Origin of the sequence: Pseudomonas sp. DR 5-09 (assembly GCF_001655595.1) — a bacterium.
Taxonomy (GTDB): domain Bacteria; phylum Pseudomonadota; class Gammaproteobacteria; order Pseudomonadales; family Pseudomonadaceae; genus Aquipseudomonas; species Aquipseudomonas pharyngis.
Window position 1 is genome coordinate 5,018,065 of record NZ_CP011566.1, and the last position, 22,498, is coordinate 5,040,562.

Annotated in this window: 19 protein-coding genes and 1 pseudogene; 14 read left to right on the forward strand and 6 right to left on the reverse strand. The window is 61.0% G+C overall.

Features of this window, described 5'->3' with window-relative positions; translation table 11 throughout:
• Window positions 1–49: 49 nt before the first annotated feature.
• Window positions 50–1,267, reverse strand: coding sequence for a bifunctional glutamate N-acetyltransferase/amino-acid acetyltransferase ArgJ (gene argJ / locus PDR5_RS22550; RefSeq protein ID WP_039765981.1), 1,218 nt, complete (start codon window positions 1,265–1,267; stop codon window positions 50–52).
• Window positions 1,268–1,389: 122 nt separating this feature from the next.
• Entirely contained in the window at window positions 1,390–4,128 is a 2,739-nt protein-coding gene (gene secA / locus PDR5_RS22555; RefSeq protein WP_064599018.1) for a preprotein translocase subunit SecA, read from the reverse strand.
• 307 nt (window positions 4,129–4,435) lie between these two features.
• Between secA and PDR5_RS22560 the strand changes: the two genes are divergently transcribed.
• Window positions 4,436–4,891, forward strand: a complete 456-nt coding sequence (locus tag PDR5_RS22560; RefSeq protein WP_007951226.1) for a DUF721 domain-containing protein — start codon at window positions 4,436–4,438, stop codon at window positions 4,889–4,891.
• 10 nt (window positions 4,892–4,901) lie between these two features.
• Here PDR5_RS22560 and PDR5_RS22565 read toward each other — a convergent pair whose 3' ends face one another.
• A complete protein-coding gene (locus PDR5_RS22565; protein ID WP_064600937.1) occupies window positions 4,902–6,389 on the reverse strand; it encodes a helicase HerA-like domain-containing protein in 1,488 nt (495 codons plus the stop codon).
• Window positions 6,390–6,576: 187 nt separating this feature from the next.
• Between PDR5_RS22565 and PDR5_RS30585 the strand changes: the two are divergent.
• The 5 genes and pseudogenes from PDR5_RS30585 to PDR5_RS22585 all read left to right on the forward strand — a co-directional run.
• Window positions 6,577–7,608 (forward strand): annotated as a pseudogene (locus tag PDR5_RS30585) (HAMP domain-containing protein); the annotation flags it as partial.
• Between the two features lie 93 nt (window positions 7,609–7,701).
• Complete coding sequence (locus PDR5_RS30590) at window positions 7,702–8,466, forward strand: methyl-accepting chemotaxis protein (RefSeq protein ID WP_371855245.1); 765 nt, start codon at window positions 7,702–7,704, stop codon at window positions 8,464–8,466.
• Window positions 8,467–8,766: 300 nt separating this feature from the next.
• A complete protein-coding gene (locus tag PDR5_RS22575; protein WP_064599020.1) occupies window positions 8,767–9,879 on the forward strand; it encodes a glycosyltransferase family 4 protein in 1,113 nt (370 codons plus the stop codon).
• On the forward strand, window positions 9,872–10,648 hold the full coding sequence (locus PDR5_RS22580; protein WP_064599021.1) for a DUF2334 domain-containing protein: 777 nt from the start codon (window positions 9,872–9,874) through the stop codon (window positions 10,646–10,648). The genes PDR5_RS22575 and PDR5_RS22580 overlap by 8 nt, the downstream gene beginning before the upstream one ends.
• Window positions 10,645–11,643 carry a lysylphosphatidylglycerol synthase transmembrane domain-containing protein gene (locus PDR5_RS22585; protein ID WP_064599022.1) on the forward strand — a complete coding sequence of 333 codons (999 nt, stop codon included), beginning with the start codon at window positions 10,645–10,647 and terminating at the stop codon, window positions 11,641–11,643. Before PDR5_RS22580 ends, PDR5_RS22585 begins: the two co-directional genes overlap by 4 nt.
• Here PDR5_RS22585 and PDR5_RS29925 read toward each other — a convergent pair.
• A complete protein-coding gene (locus PDR5_RS29925) occupies window positions 11,627–11,803 on the reverse strand; it encodes a hypothetical protein (RefSeq protein WP_007951232.1) in 177 nt (58 codons plus the stop codon). The genes PDR5_RS22585 and PDR5_RS29925 overlap by 17 nt on opposite strands.
• 58 nt (window positions 11,804–11,861) lie before the next feature.
• Window positions 11,862–12,710: a formyltetrahydrofolate deformylase gene (gene purU, locus PDR5_RS22590; protein ID WP_011335666.1), complete on the reverse strand. Its 849-nt coding sequence runs from the start codon at window positions 12,708–12,710 to the stop codon at window positions 11,862–11,864.
• Window positions 12,711–13,049: 339 nt separating this feature from the next.
• On the opposite strand from purU, the gene mvaT reads away from it, so the two are divergent.
• The gene (gene mvaT, locus PDR5_RS22600; protein WP_007951234.1) at window positions 13,050–13,427 is read left to right on the forward strand and encodes a histone-like nucleoid-structuring protein MvaT; all 378 of its coding nucleotides are present in this window, start codon (window positions 13,050–13,052) and stop codon (window positions 13,425–13,427) included.
• 100 nt (window positions 13,428–13,527) lie between these two features.
• Here mvaT and sbcB read toward each other — a convergent pair whose 3' ends face one another.
• A complete protein-coding gene (gene sbcB, locus PDR5_RS22605) occupies window positions 13,528–14,958 on the reverse strand; it encodes an exodeoxyribonuclease I (protein ID WP_064599026.1) in 1,431 nt (476 codons plus the stop codon).
• A gap of 180 nt (window positions 14,959–15,138) precedes the next feature.
• Between sbcB and PDR5_RS22610 the strand changes: the two genes are divergently transcribed.
• The 7 genes from PDR5_RS22610 (at window position 15,139) to PDR5_RS22640 (ending at window position 22,271) form a co-directional block, all read left to right on the forward strand.
• On the forward strand, window positions 15,139–15,864 hold the full coding sequence (locus PDR5_RS22610) for an RDD family protein (protein ID WP_064599028.1): 726 nt from the start codon (window positions 15,139–15,141) through the stop codon (window positions 15,862–15,864).
• Window positions 15,861–16,838, forward strand: a complete 978-nt coding sequence (locus tag PDR5_RS22615; RefSeq protein WP_064600939.1) for a stage II sporulation protein M — start codon at window positions 15,861–15,863, stop codon at window positions 16,836–16,838. Before PDR5_RS22610 ends, PDR5_RS22615 begins: the two co-directional genes overlap by 4 nt.
• The gene (locus PDR5_RS22620) at window positions 16,825–18,369 is read left to right on the forward strand and encodes a DUF4129 domain-containing protein (RefSeq protein ID WP_064599030.1); all 1,545 of its coding nucleotides are present in this window, start codon (window positions 16,825–16,827) and stop codon (window positions 18,367–18,369) included. Before PDR5_RS22615 ends, PDR5_RS22620 begins: the two co-directional genes overlap by 14 nt.
• Window positions 18,366–19,532 (forward strand): DUF4350 domain-containing protein, encoded by a 1,167-nt coding sequence (locus tag PDR5_RS22625; RefSeq protein ID WP_064599032.1) that lies wholly within the window; start codon window positions 18,366–18,368, stop codon window positions 19,530–19,532. Before PDR5_RS22620 ends, PDR5_RS22625 begins: the two co-directional genes overlap by 4 nt.
• Entirely contained in the window at window positions 19,529–20,530 is a 1,002-nt protein-coding gene (locus PDR5_RS22630; RefSeq protein ID WP_064599034.1) for an AAA family ATPase, read from the forward strand. The genes PDR5_RS22625 and PDR5_RS22630 overlap by 4 nt, the downstream gene beginning before the upstream one ends.
• Entirely contained in the window at window positions 20,527–21,861 is a 1,335-nt protein-coding gene (locus PDR5_RS22635) for a DUF58 domain-containing protein (protein WP_064599036.1), read from the forward strand. Before PDR5_RS22630 ends, PDR5_RS22635 begins: the two co-directional genes overlap by 4 nt.
• A gap of 194 nt (window positions 21,862–22,055) precedes the next feature.
• Complete coding sequence (locus tag PDR5_RS22640; protein ID WP_041475416.1) at window positions 22,056–22,271, forward strand: hypothetical protein; 216 nt, start codon at window positions 22,056–22,058, stop codon at window positions 22,269–22,271.
• Window positions 22,272–22,498: the final 227 nt, after the last annotated feature.

Sequence of the window (22,498 nt, forward strand, 5' to 3'; positions counted from 1 at the left end):
CATGGGACAGAAGATAAGGAGGTCCGCAGACCTCCTTCTTCGGCAGGGATCAGGTGCGGTATTCGGCGTTGATCTTCACGTACTCGTGGGACAGGTCGGTGGTCCAGATGGTTTCGCTGCAATCGCCGCGACCCAGTTCGATACGGATGGTGATTTCTTCCTGTTGCATCACCGCCGAGCCCTGGGCTTCGGTGTAAGTCGCGGCGCGGGCGCCACGGCTGGCGATGCACACCTCGCCAAGGAATACGTCGATCTTGCTCACATCCAGATCCGGCACGCCGGCACGACCAACGGCGGCGAGGATCCGGCCCCAGTTCGGGTCGGACGCAAACAGTGCCGTCTTGATCAGCGGCGAGTGGGCGACGGTGTAGCCGACGTCCAGGCATTCCTGGTGATTGCCGCCGCCGTTGACTTCAACGGTCACGAACTTGGTCGCGCCTTCGCCGTCACGCACGATGGCCTGGGCCACGTCCATGCACACCTCGAACACGGCTTGTTTCAGCTTGGTGAACAGCTCGCCTTCGGCACGGGTGATTTCCGGCAGCGCAGCCTTGCCGGTGGCGATCAGCATGCAGCAGTCGTTGGTCGAGGTGTCGCCGTCGATGGTGATGCGGTTGAACGACTTGTTGGCGCCGTCCAGGATCAGGTTGTGCAGCACGTCGCGGGAGACTTTGGCGTCGGTGGCGATGTAACCGAGCATGGTCGCCATGTTCGGACGGATCATGCCCGCGCCCTTGCTGATGCCGGTGACGGTGATGGTCACGCCGTCATGCTGGAACTGGCGGCTGGCGCCTTTGGGCAGCGTGTCGGTGGTCATGATGCCGGTGGCGGCGGCTTCCCAGTTGTTTTCCGACAGGTCGTCCAGCGCGGCCTGCAGGGCGCCTTCGATCTTCTCGACCGGCAGCGGCTCGCCGATCACGCCAGTGGAATACGGCAGGATCTGGCTGGCATCCACGCCGGTCAGTTCAGCCAGTTTGGCGGTGGTGCGCTCGGCGGCAGCCAGGCCCGGTTCGCCGGTGCCGGCGTTGGCATTGCCGGTGTTGGTCAACAGGTAGCGCACAGCGTTCTGCACGCGTTTCTTGGCCAGGATCACCGGCGCTGCACAGAAAGCGTTCAACGTAAACACGCCCGCCACGGTGGAACCTTCGGCGCAACGCATCACGACGACATCCTTGCGCCCCGGGCGCTTGATGCCGGCCGAAGCGATACCGAGTTCAAAACCGGCAACCGGGTGCAACGTTGGCAAAGGACCAAGACCAACAGCCATGAATGCGCTCCTTACTCAATGATGTCAGCACCGCCAAGCGTAGTGACGGTGGTGTAAATGGCAAAACGCCGCGACGGCTGGTGCCGGTCGCGGCGCGGGTATTTCAGCGATTGAAACGGGTTTTACTGGATCTGCCCGTGGCAATGCTTGAATTTCTTGCCCGAACCGCAGTAGCACAGTTCGTTGCGGCCCAGCTTCTGCTCGTTGCGCACCGGGGCGGTGGCAAGGGCCACGTCGACCTCTTCACCGACCAGTGCTTCCGGTTGATCCAGACCTGGCGCTTCAGCGTGTTCGAACTGCATGCGGGCGGCCAGTGCTTCGGCTTCCTGACGCAGGCGTTGCTCTTCCTCGGCCGGATCTTCGCGGCGAACCTGAACGTGCGACAGCACACGGATCGAGTCGCGCTTGATCGAATCCAGCAGTTCGGAGAACAGCGTGAAGGACTCGCGCTTGTATTCCTGCTTCGGGTTCTTCTGCGCATAACCACGCAGGTGGATGCCGTGACGCAGGTGATCCATGGTCGACAGGTGGTCTTTCCACAGGTCGTCCAGAACGCGCAGCACGATCTGCTTCTCGAACGAGCGCAGGGCTTCGGCGCCAGCCTGGTCTTCTTTTTCGTTGTACGCGGCGATCAGCTCGTTCATCAGCTTTTCGCGCAGGGTTTCTTCGTACAGGTGATCGTCTTCGTCGAGCCATTGCTGGATCGGCAGCTTCACGCCGAAATCGCTGGCGATCGACGCTTCCAGACCGGCCACGTCCCACTGCTCTGGCAGCGATTGCGGCGGAATGTGCGCGCTGACGGTGGCGTTCAGCACGTCCTGGCGGAAGTCAGCGATGGTTTCGCCGATGTTGTCCGCAGCCAGCAACGTGTTACGCATGTGATAGATCACTTTACGCTGTTCGTTGTTGACGTCGTCGAACTCGAGCAGTTGCTTGCGAATGTCGAAGTTGCGGCCTTCAACCTTGCGCTGCGCCTTCTCGATGGCGTTGGTCACCATACGGTGCTCGATGGCCTCGCCAGGCTGCATCCCCAGGGCTTTCATGAAGTTCTTCACCCGGTCAGAGGCGAAGATGCGCATCAGGCTGTCTTCCAGCGACAGGTAGAAGCGGCTGGAACCGGCATCGCCCTGACGGCCGGCACGGCCACGCAGCTGGTTATCGATACGACGGGATTCGTGACGCTCGGACGCGATCACCTGCAGACCGCCGGACTCCAGCACTTGCTGGTGACGCTTCTGCCAGTCGGCCTTGATCTGGGCAATCTGCTCAGGGGTCGGGTTTTCCAGCGACGCGACTTCAACTTCCCAGTTGCCGCCCAACAGGATGTCGGTACCACGACCGGCCATGTTGGTAGCGATGGTCAGTGCGCCCGGACGACCGGCCTGCGCGATGATTTCAGCTTCTTTTTCGTGGAACTTGGCGTTCAGAACCTTGTGTTCGATGCCTTCCTTCACGAGCAATGCGGACATGTGCTCGGAGGTTTCGATGGTCGCAGTACCCACCAGCACCGGACGACCGGCAGCCATGCTTTCCTTGATGTCGTTGACGATCGCCGCATATTTCTCTTCGGCGGTCAGGAACACCAGGTCGTTGTAGTCCTTACGGGCCAACGGTTTGTTCGGCGGAATGACCATAACGTCCAGACCATAGATCTGGTGGAATTCGAATGCTTCGGTATCAGCGGTACCGGTCATGCCGGACAGCTTGGTGTATAGACGGAAGTAGTTCTGGAACGTGGTCGATGCCAGAGTCTGGCTTTCGGCCTGGATATTCAGGTTTTCCTTGGCCTCGATGGCCTGGTGCAAGCCTTCGGACAGACGACGACCCGGCATGGTGCGACCGGTGTGCTCGTCGACCAGCACGACCTGGCCGTCTTGCACGATGTATTCGACATTGCGGTTGAACAGCTTGTGCGCACGCAGGCCGGCGTAAACGTGAGTCAGCAGACCCAGATTATGCGCCGAGTACAGGCTCTCGCCTTCAGCCAGCAGGCCAACACTGGCGAGTTGCTCTTCGATGAACTGGTGACCGGCTTCGTTGAGTTCGACCTGACGGGTCTTCTCGTCGACGGTGAAATGGCCTTCCTGGGTGACTTCGCCTTCGACTTCTTCGACGTGCAGCTTGAGTTTCGGGATCAGCTTGTTGATCTCGATGTACAGCTTGGAGCTGTCCTCGGCCTGACCGGAAATGATCAGCGGGGTACGCGCTTCGTCAATGAGGATGGAGTCGACTTCGTCGATCACGGCAAAGTTGAGTTCGCGCTGGAATTTCTCTTCCATGCTGAACGCCATGTTGTCGCGCAGGTAGTCGAACCCGAATTCGTTGTTGGTGCCGTAGGTGATGTCGGCGGCGTAGGCGGCGCGCTTCTCTTCCGGCGGCTGGAACGGCGTCACGATGCCGACGCTCAGACCGAGGAATTCATACAGCGGACGCATCCAGTTGGCGTCGCGGCGGGCCAGGTAATCGTTCACGGTCACAACGTGCACGCCCTTGCCGGACAGCGCGTTGAGGTAAACGCCCAGAGTACCCACCAGCGTCTTGCCCTCACCGGTGCGCATTTCGGCGATCTTGCCTTCGTGCAGGGTCATGCCACCGATCAGCTGGACGTCAAAGTGGCGCATGCCCATGACACGCTTGCCGGCTTCACGGGCGACCGCGAAGGCTTCGGGCAACAGCTTGTCGAGGGTCTCCCCCTTGGCAATGCGGTCCTTGAACTCTGCGGTCTTGGCGCGCAGTTGATCGTCCGAGAGGGCGACCATCTTCTCTTCGAAGGCATTGACGAGCTGCACCGTCTTGAGCATGCGTTTGATTTCACGCTCGTTCTTGCTTCCAAAAAGTTTCTTTAACAAAGGCGCAAACATATCGGCAGGATCTTCCACACTAAAGGGATGGAGGGCGGCCCCGTGAGTCGCCCGTGCAGCCCTCATGGCCGCATGCGAACGAGCATTCTACCCGGAAACGGTGGTGAGGAAAGTGGGGATATTCCACGATGCTGGCACTGCGCTTTGACGGGGCTCACTTAAAATAGGGGCGTTTTGCTCAACTTCAAGCCGTACAGCGAAGAAGTTAGTCGTTGATTTAATGGGCAAAGCAGGGACAAAAGCAATGGGCGAGTGAAATGGCTGCCATCTGCTACCATGGCGCCTCTGTCACTTCAGGTCCTAGATCATGGCATTTCGCCCTCTCACAGCCAGAGCGCCCGCCGTTCTGCTACGCGAAGCCAGACCGCTGAAAGCCATCCTCGGTCATGCCCAGCGCCTGGCCCATCTGCAACGTCTGCTCGAAAGCCAGCTGCAACCTGCCGCCCGTGAACACTGCCACGTAGCCAAGTGGCGCGAAGGCGAACTGTTGCTGATCGTCACCGACGGCCATTGGGCCACGCGCCTGCGCTATCAACAGAAGCGCCTGCAACGGCAACTGCAGATGTTCGACGAGTTCGCCAATCTGACGCGAATCAAGTTCGCCGTACGACCACCGACCATCCAACGCGAAGCGAGCGGGCCGACGATCGACCTGTCAACGGATGCGGCGGCGACCATCCAGGCCACCGCCGACGGGATCAGCGATCCGAATCTGCGAGCGGCACTGGAACGACTGGCCGCCCACGCCAAACCCAAAACCTGAGCCTTGTTGATCAGCGGCGTTTGCTGCCGCCGAGCAATGACCCCATCAGACCGCGCACCAACTGTTTACCCAGCGAATTCGCTGCCTGGCGCATCGCAGACTTGAGCGCCTGCCCCGCCGCCGTCCCGAGGAACTCTCCAGCCTTGTCCGCCAGACTCGGCTCTTCAGCGGCCGGTTTGCCCGGCGCCACTTCCGCCTCCGGTCCCAGCCCTTTGCGACCCATCAGGATTTCATAGGCCGACTCGCGATCGATCGGCTTGTCATAACGGCCCTTGAACGGCGAACCGGCGATCAGCATCGTGCGTTCGGTCTCGGTCAACGGCCCGATCCGCGATTGCGGCGGTGCCACCAGCACCCGCTGCACCATTTCCGGCGTGCCCTTCTCTTGCAGCGTGCCGACCAAAGCCTCGCCGATCCCGAGTTCGGTGAGCACCGATAACGTGTCGAACGCCGGATTCGGCCGGAAGCCGTCCGCCACCGCCCGCAGGGATTTCTGCTCCTTGGCGGTGAACGCGCGCAGGCCGTGCTGGATCCGCAGCCCCAGTTGCGCCAGCACGTCGTCCGGCAGATCGCCCGGCGACTGGGTGACGAAATACACGCCCACACCTTTGGAACGGATCAGCCGCACCACTTGCTCCAGCCGCTCCTGCAACGCCTTCGGCGTATCGCCAAACAACAAATGCGCCTCATCGAAGAACAGCGCCAGCAACGGTTTATCGGCATCGCCGCGTTCCGGTAATTGCTCGAACAGCTCGGCCAGCAGCCACAGCAGGAAGGTCGCGTAGACCTTCGGCGCTTCATGCACCAGACGACTGGCGTCGAGCAAATGGATGCGCCCGCGACCGTCAGCGGTCGGCTGCAGAATGTCCTCGAGTTGCAGCGCCGGCTCGCCGAACAACGCCTCGGCGCCCTGCTGCTCCAGCGTGGCCAGACGCCGCAACAGCGCCTGGCTGGAACCGGTGGTGAACAGCGCCGCGTCTTCGCCCAGCAGCTGCGGATTGTCCTTGAGGTGATTGAGCAGCGCTTTCAGGTCTTTAAGATCCAGCAGCAACAGGCCTTCGCGATCCGCCACCTTGAACGCTGCATACAGTGCCGACTGCTGGCTGTCGGTCAGCTCCAGCAGGGCGCCGATCAGCAGCGGGCCCATTTCGCTCAGCGTGGTGCGCAACGGATGACCGGACTGACCGTGAATGTCCCACAAGGTCACGGGATACGCCTGAGGCTTGTGATTGAGCCACGGCATGCCGGCGATGCGCTCGGCAATCTTGCCCTGGGGATTGCCGGCAGCACCGAGGCCGCACAGGTCGCCCTTGACGTCGGCGGCGAACACCGCGACGCCGGCGTCGCTGAACGCCTCGGCCAGACGCTGCAAGGTGACGGTCTTGCCGGTACCGGTGGCCCCGGCCACCAGCCCGTGACGGTTGGCCAGGCGCATGGCCTGGGCGATCGGTTGCCCGGCGAGGTCGGCGCCGATTACGAGTTGCAAGGAGTCAGGCATTTGGTCACCCAATGGTTAATCTTTGTCGAGCATGGCCGATAGCTAAAGGTGACAGATGCGACTGACATCCGCATCGGAGATTTCCCTAAGGAGAAGCGGAAATACCTGCTTGTACTCATCAAGCCCACCTAGCGAGCATCTATAGAAGCACGCCCTGAATAATAAGACCTTAGCGGAACCCCAAGCCATGAACAAAAATCTGCGTTTCAGCCATAAAATTTTGCTTGCCGCCGCCCTCATCGTCATTGCCGCCTTCGCCTCGTTCACGCTGTACAACGACTGGTTGCAACGCAATGCGATCCGCGAGGACCTGGACAATTACCTCAACGAGATGGGCGAGGTCACAGCCGACAACATTCAGACCTGGCTCAGCGGGCGCATCCTGCTGATCGAGAACGCGGCACAGAACATTGCGATCAACCCCGAGCCTGCCGCCGTCGCCAGCCTGCTGGAACAGAAAGCCCTGACGTCGACCTTCATGGCGTCCTACCTCGGCGACGCCACCGGGCACTTCACCATCCGCCCGGATGCGAAGATGCCGGACGGTTTCGATCCGCGCGTTCGCCCTTGGTATAAAGGTGCGGAAAGCAGCAGCACCTCGACCCTGACCGAACCGTACATCGACGCCGCCACCGGCCAGACCATCATTTCCATCGCCACCGCCGCGAAAAAGGCCGGCCAGAGCGTGGGCGTGGTGGGCGGCGATCTGAGCCTGCAAACCCTGATCAACACCCTCAGCGCCCGGGATTTCTCTGGCATGGGTTACGCGTTCCTGGTCAGCGCCGACGGCAAGATCCTGGTGCACCCGGACAAGGCCCTGGTGATGAAATCACTGAAGGATGCCTATCCGCAGGACACGCCGCGCATCAGCAGCGACTTCACTGAAGTCACCGTCGACGGCAAGACCCGCATCGTCAACTTCACCCCGATCAAAGGCCTGCCGACGGTGAACTGGTACATCGGCCTGTCGGTGGACAAAGACAAAGCCTTCTCGATGCTCAGCGAATTCCGCACCTCGGCGGTGATCGCCACCGTGATTGCGGTGGCGATCATCATCGCCCTGCTCGGCATGCTGATCCGCATTCTGATCCAGCCGCTGCACGTGATGACCCGCGCCATGGAAGACATCGCCGACGGCGAAGGCGACCTGACCAAGCGCCTGACCATTCAGAACCAGGACGAATTCGGCGTGCTCGGCACGGCGTTCAACCGTTTCGTCGAACGTATCCACGGCTCGATCCGCGAAGTGTCGTCGGCCACCGGCCAGGTCAACGAAGTCGCCCTGCGGGTAGTCGCGGCCTCGAACTCGTCGATGTACAACTCCGACCAGCAAGCCTCGCGCACCAACAGCGTGGCGGCGGCGATCAACCAGCTCGGCGCCGCCGCCCAGGAAATCGCCCGCAACGCCGCCCAGGCCTCGACCCAGGCCAGCGACGCCCGTGGCCTGGCTGAAGACGGCCAGCAAGTGGTGGAGCGCAGCATCAAGGCGATGAATCAACTGTCGAGCATGCTCAGCGCATCCAGCAGCAATATCGAATCGCTGAACAGCAAGACCGTGAACATCGGCCAGATCCTGGAAGTGATCACCAGCATTTCCCAGCAGACCAACCTGCTGGCGCTCAACGCGGCCATCGAAGCAGCGCGTGCCGGGGAAGCCGGTCGCGGATTTGCGGTGGTGGCGGACGAGGTGCGCAACCTCGCCCACCGCACCCAGGAATCGGCGCAACAGGTACAGACCATGATCGAGGAGCTGCAAGTCGGCGCCCGCGAATCCGTCAGCACCATGAGCGACAGCCAGCGCCACAGCCAGGACAGCGTGGACATCGCCAACCTCGCGGGCGAGCGCCTGAACAGCGTGACCCAGCGCATTGGTGAAATCGACGGAATGAACCAGTCGGTGGCGACCGCGACCGAGGAACAGACTGCCGTGGTCGAGTCGATCAACGTGGATATTACCGAGATCAATACGCTGAACCAGGAAGGTGTCGAGAACTTGCAGGCGACGTTGCGTGCCTGCTCGGATCTGGAGCAGCAGGCTTCGAGACTGAAGCAGTTGGTGGGTAGTTTCCGGATCTAAGATCAAGATCAAAAGCCTACCCCCTCACCCCCAACCCTCTCCCCCAAGGGGGCGAGGGGGAAAGGGAGCAGATCTTCAGGGTTTTCAGGTCCTGAGCTCGGCGCGAAACTTTCAGGTCGATGTATCACGACCAAACACCTCGGTCAGTCCCCTCTCCCCCTGGGAGAGGGTTAGGGTGAGGGCCTGACGCCCTCAACCCCAGCACAAATCCCCCTGCCGCCCCCCACCGCGAAACCCCGACCGAACATCTATTCTTGATAAAGGTCAACCAAGGGAGATCACTGCGGAGGGACGTTCACCGTGCATATCGCTGACATCACCATGTTCTACGCCCCGGCCAGCGGCGGCGTGCGCACCTATCTGGATGCCAAGCACCGTCGGCTGGGGGTCAAGCCCGGCATCCGCCACAGCCTGCTGATCCCCGGGGCGGATTTTGGTGAGTCTGACGGCGTTTATACGGTTCCCGCCCCTGCCCTGCCCTTCGGCAAGGGCTATCGTTTTCCCCTGCGCCTGGCCCCTTGGCGAAACGTCCTGCAGGATCTGCAACCCGATCTGATCGAAGTCGGCGACCCGTACCTCACCGCCTGGGCCGCGCTCGATGCACGGCGACAACTGGATGTGCCGGTGATCGGTTTCTACCACTCGGACCTGCCGCTGCTGGTGGGCAACCGCATGGGCCATTGGGTCACGCCAAATGTCGATGCGTATGTGCGCAAGTTGTACGGCAATTTCGACCGGGTGCTGGCACCCAGCCAGGTCATGGCCGACAAGCTCAGCAGACTGGGGGTACGTAACGTATATGTGCAGCCCCTGGGCGTTGACCTTCAGACCTTCCACCCGGATGTCCGTGACGCTGGATTACGCGCCGAGCTGGGGATCGCCGAGGACACGCGCCTGCTGATCTTTGCCGGTCGCGGTTCCAAGGAGAAAAACCTGCCGGTGCTGCTCGATTGCATGAAACGCCTGGGGCCGCGTTATCACCTGCTGCTGGTCGGCTCGTCGATGCCGGCGTCCGTCCCGGACAACGTCAGCGTGATCGACCGGTTCTGCCCTGCCGTACAGGTCGCGCGGTTGATGGCCAGTGCCGACGCGCTGATCCATGCCGGCGATCAGGAAACCTTCGGCCTGGTGATCCTGGAGGCCATGGCTTGTGGCATTCCGGTGGTGGCGGTGGCGGCCGGGGCGTTCGAAGAAATCGTCAGCGAATCCTGCGGCCTGCTCTGCGCGCCGAACAATGCGCAAGCCATGGCCAATGCCGTGCGCGAACTGTTCAGTCGCGGGACTGACGTAATCGGTCGACAGGCACGCCAACATGTCGAACGGCATTACGCCTGGGACACGGTGGTCGACAGCCTGCTGAGCCATTACCACGCGGTTCTCGGCGATTCGGTTCCTCGGGTGGCCAATGGCTGAATCTCACGAGCGCCCGGCGGTAATGCTGGTGCTGCATGACGTGGCACCCTCCACGTGGGCCGATTATCGAGAGTTTGTCGAAGCCGTTGACCGGTTGGGCAACGTCCCGATGACGTGGCTGGTGGTCCCGGACTTCCATCGCCACGATGCCCTTGAGGCCCACCCGGAGTTCTGTCGCATGCTCGACGAGCGCGTCGCCCGCGGCGATGAACTGGCGCTGCACGGCCACTTTCATGAGGACACCGAGCCCGGCCCGCGTACTGCTCGCGACTGGTTCATGCGCCGGGTCTACACCCATGAAGGCGAGTTCTATCAGTTGTCCCGTGAAGCCGCCCTCGCCCGCCTGCGCCCGGGCATCGATCTGTTTCGACGCCACGGCTGGCCGCTGCACGGTTTCGTGGCCCCGGCCTGGTTGATGAGCGCCGGCACGCGCCAGGCACTGCGCGAATTGCCGCTGCGCTACACCAGCGATCCGCAGCATCTTTATCACTTGCCGGATTTCGCGGCGGTCGAGGCCCCCGGACTGGTGTGGAGCGCGCGCAGTGCCTGGCGTCGCGGTGTGTCAAAGATCGTCAGCGAACAGCGAGAGCAGCGCTGGCGTCAGGCGCCGGTGATTCGTCTAGGCTTGCACCCGGTGGACATGCGTCACCGCTTTTCCCGGGCTTACTGGTGGCGCACCCTTGAACGACTGCTAGCGGACGGACGCGTGCCCATGACCAAAATCGACTGGCTGACACGCCAGCGCACTCAAGCCGAGCGTGCCGCTTGAGTCGCGGCATTCTGCTGCTGATCGGCCTGCTGGTGGCCGTGGCGGTTCCTGTCCTGCTCGGCGGCGGCGAGACCTGGGAGCGCCTGCAGGCTTTCCCGCTGAATTGGCTGTTGATCATGTTCGCCATGGTGCTGCTGTGCTGGGGCATCAACACCCTGCGCCTGCGGCTGCTGCTCGGCGATCAGCGAGACCGGGTCACGCCCGTGAAAAGCCTCGGGGTGGTGATGGCGGCCGAATTCGCCTGGTGCGCCACGCCCGGCGGCAGCGGAGGGCCGTTGACGATCATGGCGCTACTGGCGCGCAGCGGCGTGCGCCCGGCCCGGGGCAGCGCCGTGTTTGCGATGGATCAGTTGAGCGATCTGCTGTTTTTTCTCTGCGCCCTGAGCGGAATTCTGATCTACGCGCTGTTCCAGCATCTGAGCGATCGTATGGAATGGCTGCTGATTGTCAGCGCCGTGTCATTGTCCGGGGGCTTGCTGAGCTGCATATTGGTCGCGCGCTATCACCGCCGTTTGATCCGCTTGAGCGGACGACTGCTGGCCGGGATGAACATCGAACCGCGAACTCGACGGCGCTGGGCGCGGCAGTTACTGCACTTTCTGGCAGCTTTCACCGATGCGCTGAAGTTGCCCTGGACGACATTGATCAAGGTGTTCGTCCTGACCTGCGTGCATTGGTCGCTGCGATACAGCGTGCTGTATCTGGCGTTGCGCGGGCTGGGGACGGATGTGCAGTGGGCCTGGACCTTTCTGATCCAAATGCTTTCGCTGGGAGCGGGGCAATTCAGCCTGTTGCCGGGCGGTGCCGGTGCAGCGGAATTGACCTCGGCGGCGCTGCTGGCGCCGATGGTCGGCAAGTCCACCGCGGCGGCGGCGATCCTGATCTGGCGGGTGGTGACGTATTACTTCTATCTGCTGGTGGGTGGCCCGGTGTTTCTATTGATGCTGGGCCGGCCGTTGCTGAAAAAGCTGCTGAGCGTCAGACAGGCTTCTTGAGGTCATCCTCTTCGTCCTTGAGCTGTTCCCACAGTTCGGCAGCACCGGGAAACTCCGTGCCGTCCTCCGGGCTCAGGTCATCCGGGTCATAACGACTCAGGCAGCCTTCGCCCAGGGTGGCGGGTGCCTTGGAAGTGGCTTTGTCCAGTGGATCGCTCATCGGTCATTCCTCACGGTCCATGGATCGCTCCCACGCTCTGCGTGGGAGCGAACCTGAATCAGAACACCACGGTCTTGTTGCCGTGCACCAGCACGCGGTCTTCCAGGTGATAACGCAGGCCACGGGCCAGCACCATCTTCTCGACGTCACGGCCGAAACGCACCATGTCTTCGATACTGTCGCTGTGGCTGACACGCACCACGTCCTGCTCGATGATCGGGCCGGCATCCAGCTCTTCGGTCACGTAGTGGCAGGTCGCACCGATCAGCTTCACGCCGCGCATCGAAGCCTGATGGTACGGCTTGGCACCGACGAACGACGGCAGGAAGCTGTGGTGAATGTTGATGACCTTGTGCGCGTATTCGCGGCACATGTCCGGCGGCAGGATCTGCATGTAGCGCGCCAGCACCACCACTTCGGCGTCGTGCTGCTTGACCAGGCGCGACACTTCATCGAAGGCCGGTTGCTTGTCCTGCGGATTGACCGGCACGTGGTAATAAGGAATGCCGTGCCACTCGACCATGCTGCGCAGGTCGTCGTGGTTGGAAATCACACAGGAGATCTCGCAATCCAACTCGTCGCTGTGCCAGCGGTGCAGCAGGTCGGCCAGGCAGTGGGATTCGCGGCTGGCCATCAGCACCACGCGTTTTTTCTGCTCGGTGTCGGTGATGCGCCAGTCCATCGAGAACTCTTCGGCGATCGGTGCAAACTTCTCGCGCAACACCTCGATACCGAAAGGCAGGGAATCGGCACGGATTTCGTGACGCATGAAGAACCAGCCGACCTGGTTATCCGAGTGGTGGCTCGCTTCGGTGATCCAGCCATTGTGGGCCGCCAGAAAGTTACTGACTTTGGCAACGATGCCAACGCGGTCCGGGCAAGAAATCACCAACCGAAAAGTGCGCATGAGGGGGAAACTCCAGAACTTCGCAAAGGCGGCCATTCTAGCGACTGCGCGGGAAAACTGCAGTATTGATGACCCACGGAGCCTCACCGCAGCCCGTCGCAGCTTTTTTGACGCGCGTAAACGCCAGAATGATGGCGTTGCAATAGCCATGCTTGAACAGAGCTGTGTGAATATCTGTGAAGACTCCATCACAATATTTAACTGAACATTCAATTCAGGGCTTTTCAACGTAACTAATTCAAATAAAAACCCCGGTTAAATGTTTACTTGATGAAACAGCCTGACTATTATTGCCGCACTGTCCCCTGCCATCGCGCACTCCCACATAAGGTAGTAATCATGTCCTTGATCAACGAATATCGTGCCACCGAAGAAGCTATCAAAGAGCTGCAAGCCCGTTTGAAGAACCTGTCGCAAGACGACAAACTGCAAGCCGAGCTGGAATTCGAAGGCAAACTGCGCACACTGATGGGCGAATATTCCAAATCCCTGCGCGACATCATCGCGCTGCTGGATCCAGAGTCCAAAACCAAGGCTCCACGTGGCGGCGCAGCCAAAACTACCGGCACCAAGCGTGCTCGCAAAGTTAAGCAATACAAGAACCCGCACAACGGCGAAGTCATCGAAACCAAAGGTGGCAACCACAAAACTCTGAAAGAGTGGAAAGCCAAGTGGGGCGGTGACGTGGTTGAAGGCTGGGCTACCCTGCTGGGCTAAGCCGCAACCCTTGTCGCAGAGCGCTTCTGTGATACAAAAAACGCCAGCGAACGCTGGCGTTTTTTTATGCCCGACATTCAAGCGCCGGACATGTTCGATTTCAAAGATTCAAACGTTTGCGCAATGCCTGGACATAGTTCTGCCATTCAACCAGCACCTCGGCCTGCATCGGCGCAGCACTAACCCGCCATTGCTCCATGGCCTCGGCAAAAGATTGCAAGGTATTAGGCGCCCCCCACTCCGGCTCGGACAGGCGTTGCCGACAAAAGATTTTCCAGCGCTCTTGCTCTTCGAAATTCAACGTATCGGGAAAGTTACGTGCTCGATATCGAAACAACAATTCAGGCAAACGTTCGTCATCGAACGGCCATTGCTCTCGCGCCAATTGAGCAGGATCGGTCGCCCTCACTTGCTCACATAAACGACGATCGCGATCACCGATAAATCCGTTGTACAACTGTTGTTCGGGATCTTCACTCGAGGTGAAATCTTCGCTGGCATAAATCGCCGAGACTTTATCTTTCCAAACTTGTTGTGCGTCACTTAGTCGCAAGGCACGCGCCTGATACAACGCCATGTCCAGACCCAGACGCTGTTGATCTTCAGCACGCAGCACCGCCAACGGCGCCACCACCGGGCACTTGTTGATGTGAATGAGTTTGAGCGGCACCGGCAACTCGCCTTCGGCCAGGTCGTCACGCCGGGTATACAGGCGCTGACGCAAAGTTTCGGCATCCAGGTCGAGCAGCCCCTGCGGATCCAGGTGCAGATCACAAACGATCAACGCGTTCTTGTTGCGTGGGTGCCAGGCCAGCGGCAGCACCACGCCGATATAACTGCGCGCGGCCGAGAAGCGGCCGGAAATGTGCACTATCGGCTGCAACAGACGAATCTGGTCCATGACCTTCTGTTTGCTGCGCAACTGGAACAGCCAGTCATACAGCCTCGGCTGCTTCTCGCGGATCAACCGGGCCAGGGCAATCGTGGCGCGAACATCCGACAAGGCTTCGTGAGCATTGCCGTGATCGATGCCATTGGCGGCGGTCAGGCGTTCGAGCTTGAGCGTCACCCGGCCTTCATCATCGGTCGGCCAGACCAGGCCATCGGGGCGCAATGCGTAGGCGGCGCGCACCACATCGATCAAGTCCCAGCGACTGTTACCGCCCTGCCATTCACGGGCGTAGGGATCGAAAAAGTTGCGGTACAGGCTGTAGCGGGTCATTTCGTCGTCGAAGCGCAGGGTGTTGTACCCCGCGCCGCAAGTGCCGGGAGCCGCGAGCTGGGCGTGGACCCGGGTCATGAAGTCGGCTTCGCTCAAGCCTTGCTCGGCGAGACGACTCGGCGTGATCCCGGTGATCGCACACGCCGCCGGGTGCGGCAAGATGTCTTCGCTGGGCTGGCAGTAGAGATTGACCGGCGCATCGATTTCGTTGAGTTCATGGTCGGTGCGGATCCCGGCCACCTGCAACGGGCGGTCGCATCGGGGATTGATGCCGGTGGTTTCGTAGTCGTACCAGAAGATGGAAGTCACGGGCGGTTCCTGAACTGAAGATCGGCAAAGTCTAGGCGTTCGACCGCCGTCGCGGCCAGCACCGCATCATTCAGTCACCTTTGGTTGAAGGATGTGTATGACATAGTTATGTCGTTTCCCCCCGAGAGGCTGCTAGCATCGGACGCACTTGCATCCCGATCCGGCAACATCAGGTAGCCCATGCTCGAGACCACAGCACCGCCAAGGAAAGCACCGCTGGCCCCGCCACTGGACACACGGCATCAGGTCGAAACGCCGGAAGGCATCGACCTGCCGCTGCGTCCCGCCGGCCTGATGGTGCGCGCCGTGGCGTTCACCATTGATCTGGGGTTGCGCGGGCTGATCCTGGGCCTGCTGCTCATGTTGCTGGCGCTGCTCGGAAAACTCGGTATCGGCCTGGGTTCACTGCTGCTGTTCGTGGTGAGCTGGTGGTACATGGTGTTGTTCGAAGTACTGCGTCAAGGCCGTTCGCCGGGCAAGCAATGGATGGGCTTGCGAGTGGTGCACGACGATGGCACGCCGGTCGGCTGGTCGGCTTCCCTGCTGCGCAACCTGCTGCGTTTTGTCGACCTGATGCCGTTCGGCTATTTCCTCGGTGCGATCAGTTGCCTGCAACACCCGACCTTCAAACGCCTCGGCGACATCGCGGCCGGCACGCTGGTGATCTACAGCGAACGCCCTCTCAAGCGTCCGCACTTGCCCGATGCCGAACCCCGTCGTTCGCCGATCCCGCTGACCCTGACTGAACAACGCGCCCTGCTCGCCTTCGCCGAGCGCCAGGGCGAACTGTCGACGGCGCGGGTCAATGAACTGGCTGCATTACTCGCTCAGCCGTTGCACATCAGCGCGCCGAAAGCCGTTGGCGAACTCAACGGCATTGCTCGCGGCCTGTTGGGTCCGACATGAAGCAAAGCCTTTTCGAATCCCGCCACAAGGCCGAATGGGAGCGTTTCAGCCTCGCCCTCGAACGTCTGGAACGGGGCAAGGACACTTCGCAGGTGGCGGAATTTCCCAAGGCTTATCGGCGACTCTGCCAGCATCTGGCCCTGGCGCAGGACCGTGGCTACAGCAGTTTTCTCGTCGACTCCCTGCAACAGCAAGTACTGCGCGGCCATCAACAGCTCTACCGTCATCGCAGCCAGCTCGGCGCTAACGTGCTGGGTTTCATCCTGGCCGGTTTTCCACAATTGGTGCGCGCCGAATGGCGCTTCGTGCTGGCCGCCGCCCTGCTGTTCTTCGGCAGCCTGATCGGTTTCGGGGTGCTGGTGTATCTGAGTCCCGAATTGATCTACAACCTGATCCCGGCCGAGCAGGTGCGCGAGATGCAGAGCATGTACGACCCCGCCGCCGGCCATCTCGGGCGTTCGGCCGAACGCGCGGCGAGCGAAGACTGGGTGATGTTCGGCTACTACATCATGCACAACATCGGCATCGCCTTTCAGACCTTCGCCAGCGGTTTGCTGCTGGGAGTGGGCAGTGCGTTTTTCCTGCTCTACAACGGGTTGATCATCGGCGCGGTGGCCGGGCACCTCAGTGAAATCGGCTTCGGCCAGACCTTCTGGTCGTTCGTGATCGGACACGGTGCGTTCGAACTCAGCGCCATCGCCCTGGCCGGTGCGGCAGGACTGAAACTGGGTTGGGCGTTGATCGCGCCGGGACGCCTGACACGAATCGAAGCCCTGCAGATTGCGGCGCGCCAGAGCATCCTGCTGATCTGCGGCGTGATGCTGTTTCTGTTGATCGCGGCGTTTATCGAAGCCTACTGGTCGTCGCGCACCGGGGTTTCGCCGCAGACCAAATACCTGGTCGGCACCGGGCTCTGGCTCGGCGTGGCGATCTATCTGCTGTTCGCCGGAAGGACCCGTCATGCGCCTGAGTGACGCCACCGTGGCGATCCGTCCGCGCACCACCTGGGAAGCCATGGACCTGGGCGTGCTCATGAGCCAGCAGCACCGGCGCCTGCTGATGACCAGTTGGGCCCTCGTCACCCTGCCGCTGTTCGCAATACTCAGCCTGTTGCTGTGGGATTCACCGTCACTCGCCGTGTTCATCTTCTGGTGGCTGAAACCGGCTTACGAGCGCCTGCCGCTGTACATCCTGTCCAAGGCACTGTTCGGCGAAACACCCACCTTGAAACAGGCCTTGCGCCAATGGCCGCGCCTGCTCAAGCCGCAACTGCTCGCCAGCCTGACCTGGCGTCGCTTCAGCCTGAGCCGCAGCTTCCTGCTGCCCGTGCTGCAACTCGAAGGCCTCGACGGCACCGCTCGCCAACAGCGTTTACAGGTGCTGCTGCAACGCAATGCCGGCGCCGCGCAATGGCTGACGATCATCGGTGTGCATCTGGAAACGGCGCTGTGGATCGGCCTGATGGTGTTGTTCTATCTGCTACTGCCGCAACGGGTCGAAACCGATTGGGACTGGCAAAGCCTGATCTTCGCGGCCGACTACGAATGGCGCTGGCTGGAGCATCTGACCAATGCGTTCTATGCGCTGATTCTGGTGATCTGGGGGCCGGTGTATGTCGCCTGCGGGTTCAGCCTGTATCTGAACCGCCGCACCGTCCTCGAAGCGTGGGACATCGAACTGGTGTTCCGCCGCTTGCGCCAGCGTTTGAACAGCAGCGCAATCGGCTTGCTGCTGGCGGTGTGTCTGCTGTTGCCGGGGTTGCCCTCAGCCTGGGCTGCCGAGCCTGCCACAGCTCCGGATGCACCGCGGCTGTTGAACCAGCCACTGACCAGCGAGGCATCACGCGACAGCATCAAGGCCTTGCTCGAACAACCGCCGTTCAAGAACAAGGAAACCGTCACCCGTTATCGCTTCGGCGAAGATCCCGCTGCTGCCGAAAAAACCAGGGAAGGCGAGGCACCGCAATGGTTGAAAACCCTGCTTGGCTGGCTGGACGGCCGACACCTCGACGGCCTGGCCAAGGCGATCGAAGTCGTGCTGTGGGGCGCGGTGATCGCCGGACTCGGCTGGCTGGTCTGGCGTTATCGAGATCTTCTGCAAACGTTCGTCGGCCGTCGTCCGCGCTTGCCCGAACCGAACAAAAGACCCTTGCCGCAACAGGCCTTCGGTCTGGACCTGCAAAAGGAAAGCCTGCCAGATGACATCGCCAGCCACGCGGAACAGCTCTGGCAAACCGAGCCGCGCGCGGCACTGGGTCTGCTGTACCGGGCATTGCTCAGTCATCTATTGCACGACTTCAACCTGACCTTGAAACCCGCCGACACCGAAAACGAAGTGCTGGCCCGGATCGAACAGTTGCAGCGCCCGGATCTGCTCACTTATAGCCGTCACCTCACCGGTCACTGGCAGAACATGGCCTACGGGCACCGCGTGCCGGCGGCGCATCTGCAACAGGAATTGTGTGATGGCTGGCGGTCCCTGTTCGGCCACGGAGTTGCCCGTTGAACCGGCGCGCACTCTGGCTTTTGGGCGGCGCGTTGATCGTCGCCCTGCTCGGTGCGCTGGGCATTTATCTGTACCTCAAGGCCACGCCTTACCAGGCCGAAGTCGATCACGGCCCGTCCCCCGCTGCGCAAGCCAATCCTTATCTGGCAGCGGAGATGTTTCTGCGCGAGCGCGGGATCGACGTCAGTCATGCCGAAAGCCTCGCCGTGTTGCCCGACATTGATCCGCGCCAGCACACGCTGCTGATGTTCAACGACCGCTCGAAAATGACCCCGCGTCAGGTCGATCAGGTTCTGAACTGGGCCCGGGCCGGCGGACGGCTGGTGTTCGTCGCCGAATCGATCTGGGATGAAAAGACCGGCCAGAGCAACGACCTGCTGCTCGACCGCGTGCAACTGCATCAACTCTTCAGCAAGGATCTCAAGGATCCGCCGCCGGATAACGCCGAAGACGCCTTCCCGAATCTGACCAAACTCTATCTGGAAGACGAGGACGCACCCGCCTACGCCGGATTCGACACCGCCTTCCATCTCGAGGACCCGAAAAACCTCGCCCAGGCCTGGGCCAACAGCGCGAAAGCCACGCACATGATGCAACTGGCTTTCGGCCTCGGCACGATCACCGTGATCACCGATGCCGATCTGTGGAAAACCCCGGCCATTGCGCAACACGACAATGCCTGGCTGCTCTGGTATCTGAGCGCCGATACCGCTGTGACCCTGCTGTTCAACACCGAGCACGACAGTCTGCCGGCCCTGCTCTGGCGGTATTTTCCGCAAGCCATCGTGGCCCTGATTGCCTTGATCGGTCTGTGGCTGTGGCATGTCGGCGTGCGTCACGGCCCGGTGCAGGCGCCGGCACCGAGTGGTCGTCGACAGTTGATGGAACACCTGCGCGCCAGTGCCGATTTCATCCTGCGTCACAACGGCCAACAGACCTTGCTGCAAGCGTTGCAGCAGGACGTTCTGCGCCGCGCCCGTCATCGACATCCCGGTTTCGACCAACTGAATGTCGCCGAACAATGGCTGGCGCTGTCGCGCCTGACCCGCCAACCGACCCGTGCCATCAGCCAGGCCCTGAGCCCGGCACCGAAGCGGCGCCTGTCCAGCGCCGAATTCTGCCGTCAGGTCGCCCACCTGCAAGCCTTGAGGAACACGCTATGACCGAACACATCGAACCCGGCTCGCCCAGCCATGTGGCCCAGCAACGCCAACGCGCCAGCCAGTTGGCCCAGGCCGTGCGCGGCGAATTGCAGAAAGCGCTGATCGGCCAGAACCCGGTGATCGAAGATGTGCTGACCGCGCTGATCGCCGGCGGTCACGTGCTGCTCGAAGGCGTTCCCGGCCTCGGCAAGACCCTGTTGGTACGCGCCCTGGCGAAGTGCTTCGGCGGCGAGTTCGCGCGCATTCAGTTCACCCCGGACCTGATGCCCAGCGACGTCACCGGCCACGCGGTCTACGACCTGCAAACCGAGCAGTTCAAACTGCGCAAGGGCCCGCTGTTCACCAACCTGCTGCTGGCCGACGAGATCAACCGCGCCCCGGCCAAGACCCAAGCCGCCCTGCTCGAAGCGATGCAGGAACGTCAGGTCACCCTCGAAGGGCGCGCCCTGCCGATTGCCCAGCCATTCATGGTGCTCGCCACGCAGAACCCGATCGAACAGGAAGGCACCTATCCGCTGCCCGAAGCCGAGCTCGATCGCTTCATGCTCAAGGTGCGCATGGATTACCCCGACGCCGATCAGGAGCTGGACATGGTGCGGCAGGTCAGCCGCTCGACCCGTGCCGACATGCTCGACGTGCAACCGCTGCGCACGGTGTTGCAGGCCAAGGACGTGCAAGCCCTGCAACGCATCGCCAGCGATTTGCCGCTGGACGATCAGGTGCTCGATTACGCCGTGCGTCTGGCGCGCAGCACCCGCACCTGGCCGGGGCTGAGCCTAGGCGCCGGGCCACGCGCCTCCATTGCACTGGTCCGTTGCGCCCGCGCCCGGGCCTTGCTGCGCGGTGGTGAATTCGTGATTCCCGACGACATCAAGGGTTGCGCACTGGCGGTGTTGCGTCACCGGGTACGCCTCGCGCCAGAGCTGGACATCGAAGGCCTGCAAGTCGATCAAGTCCTTCAGCAACTGCTTGACCAGATCCCGGCGCCGCGCCTGTGAAACCCTCGCGCCTGCTGTTGATCTGGCTGGCGATCCTGCTGGCCATCGGCATTGTGCTGGGCGCGTTGCAGGCGCTGGATGTGGAAGTGCCATCGAGCCTGTTGTCGATCAACTGGGGTTTGTTGCTGGCGCTGTTTGCGCTGAGCCTGCTGGACGCGCTGCGTCTCAAGCGTCTGCCCTCGCCCCGCGTGCAACGACAGGTGCCCGGCAGCCTGGCCCTCGGTCGCTGGAGCGATATCCGGCTGGAAGTCGAACACGAGCTCGACCAGCCACTGGCCATTCAAATCTTCGACCACGTACCCGACAGCCTCGGCTACGAAAACCTGCCGCTCTCCACCGAGCTGCAACCCGGCCAGCGCAGCCTGATCGGCTATCGCCTGCGCCCGCTCAAACGCGGCCACTACACCTTCGAAACCTGCGAACTCAACCTGCCGAGCCCCTTCGGCCTGTGGTCCGGCAAACGCCTGCTGACCATCACCGACCACACCCGCGTCTACCCCGACTTCGCCCGCCTCTACGGCGGCCAGTTGCTGGCGGTCGACAACTGGCTCAGCCAGCTCGGCGTGCGTCAGCGCCAGCGTCGTGGCCTGGGAATGGAATTCCATCAGCTCAGGGAATTTCGCGAAGGCGACAGCCTGCGTCAGATCGACTGGAAAGCCACCGCCCGCCACCGCACACCGATTGCCCGGGAGTACGAAGACGAGCGCGATCAACAGATCATTTTCATGCTCGATTGCGGGCGACAGATGCGCAGTCAGGATGGGGAGCTGTCGCACTTCGACCATGCACTGAATGCGTGTCTGCTGTTGAGTTATGTGGCCTTGCGACAGGGGGATGCGGTGGGCTTGTCCACCTTCGCCAGCGATCAGCCGCGGTTCATTGCACCGGTCAAAGGTGCGGGGCAGCTCAAGGTGTTGCTCAACGGTGTTTATGACCTGGATAGCACGCGGCGTTCGGCGGATTATCCGGCGGCGGTAAATCAGTTGCTGGCGAGGCAGAAGCGTCGGGCGCTGGTGGTGTTGGTGACGAATGTGCGGGATAAGGATGATGAGGAATTGCTGAACGCCGTCAGACAATTAAGCCAACAGCATCAAGTACTCGTGGCCAGCCTGCGTGAAAGCACGCTTGAAGATAGACGGCATTCGCAGGTGCAAACGATTGAGCAAGCGCTTGAATACTGCGCAACAGTGGATTACCTGAACGCCCGATCGGTGCTCCATGAAAAATTGAGTGCCCAAGGAGTGCAAGTGATAGATGCCCCCCCAAGTGAATTGAGTACAGACGTAATTTCGCGGTATCTGAGCTGGAAAAAATCTGGAGCACTCTGCTAACACATTGTGAAATTCACACGGGAAGGCCAGATTAAAACTACGAAAAATCAAAAGCTCTAAACAATAAGCTGGCTCAGTTCACCCGAGGAGCATCACAAGCTGATGCATCTCACCAGTCGAGTAGAAATCGCTAGCCAACTAACACTCGCAGATGCCACTGCTATGCTTGTTTTTTTGCAAAAAGGAGCCTAAGAATGGCCGTTCAATACTCTCTATCAGACGTGTTGGAAAGGATGTATCAGAATCAACTCGGCTTGGAAGCCGCTCTAATGGAATTAGTACTCCTGGTCGAAGCACAGGGAATGGTGGATACCGGAAACAACGTCCGAGAAGCACTTTTTACAATCGGAGAAAACGCTGGCTTCATCAATCAAGGTTTGGCCAAGCTGAAAGGAAAACGTCCCAGCTAAAGCTTTCGGACTTTCGCCTATGTCTCCAAGATCTTTCGATGTATTTCTTCTACGGTTCGTGTCCTCTAGAACCAATAATTAACTGGGGGTTTTCTTACAGCTCGGTTCTCAAGAAAACTCCCTTTGCCTACGACTACACTAGCTCTGCCCCACGTGTAAAAACCTTCAAAAGAGATGCAAAACTGTTGTTCTCTCACTTTTTGTGGACAACAAAAAAACGGTGGAAT

Bases quoted from the DNA above. Each gene is read 5' to 3' on its own strand.
- argJ (WP_039765981.1), bottom strand. From the start codon at position 1,267: ATGGCTGTTGGTCTTGGTCCTTTGCCAACGTTGCACCCGGTTGCCGGT.
- secA (WP_064599018.1), bottom strand. From the start codon at position 4,128: ATGTTTGCGCCTTTGTTAAAGAAACTTTTTGGAAGCAAGAACGAGCGT.
- PDR5_RS22560 (WP_007951226.1), top strand. From the start codon at position 4,436: ATGGCATTTCGCCCTCTCACAGCCAGAGCGCCCGCCGTTCTGCTACGC.
- PDR5_RS22565 (WP_064600937.1), bottom strand. From the start codon at position 6,389: ATGCCTGACTCCTTGCAACTCGTAATCGGCGCCGACCTCGCCGGGCAA.
- PDR5_RS30590 (WP_371855245.1), top strand. From the start codon at position 7,702: ATGTACAACTCCGACCAGCAAGCCTCGCGCACCAACAGCGTGGCGGCG.
- PDR5_RS22580 (WP_064599021.1), top strand. From the start codon at position 9,872: ATGGCTGAATCTCACGAGCGCCCGGCGGTAATGCTGGTGCTGCATGAC.
- PDR5_RS29925 (WP_007951232.1), bottom strand. From the start codon at position 11,803: ATGAGCGATCCACTGGACAAAGCCACTTCCAAGGCACCCGCCACCCTG.
- purU (WP_011335666.1), bottom strand. From the start codon at position 12,710: ATGCGCACTTTTCGGTTGGTGATTTCTTGCCCGGACCGCGTTGGCATC.
- mvaT (WP_007951234.1), top strand. From the start codon at position 13,050: ATGTCCTTGATCAACGAATATCGTGCCACCGAAGAAGCTATCAAAGAG.
- PDR5_RS22610 (WP_064599028.1), top strand. From the start codon at position 15,139: ATGCTCGAGACCACAGCACCGCCAAGGAAAGCACCGCTGGCCCCGCCA.
- PDR5_RS22615 (WP_064600939.1), top strand. From the start codon at position 15,861: ATGAAGCAAAGCCTTTTCGAATCCCGCCACAAGGCCGAATGGGAGCGT.
- PDR5_RS22620 (WP_064599030.1), top strand. From the start codon at position 16,825: ATGCGCCTGAGTGACGCCACCGTGGCGATCCGTCCGCGCACCACCTGG.
- PDR5_RS22630 (WP_064599034.1), top strand. From the start codon at position 19,529: ATGACCGAACACATCGAACCCGGCTCGCCCAGCCATGTGGCCCAGCAA.
- PDR5_RS22640 (WP_041475416.1), top strand. From the start codon at position 22,056: ATGGCCGTTCAATACTCTCTATCAGACGTGTTGGAAAGGATGTATCAG.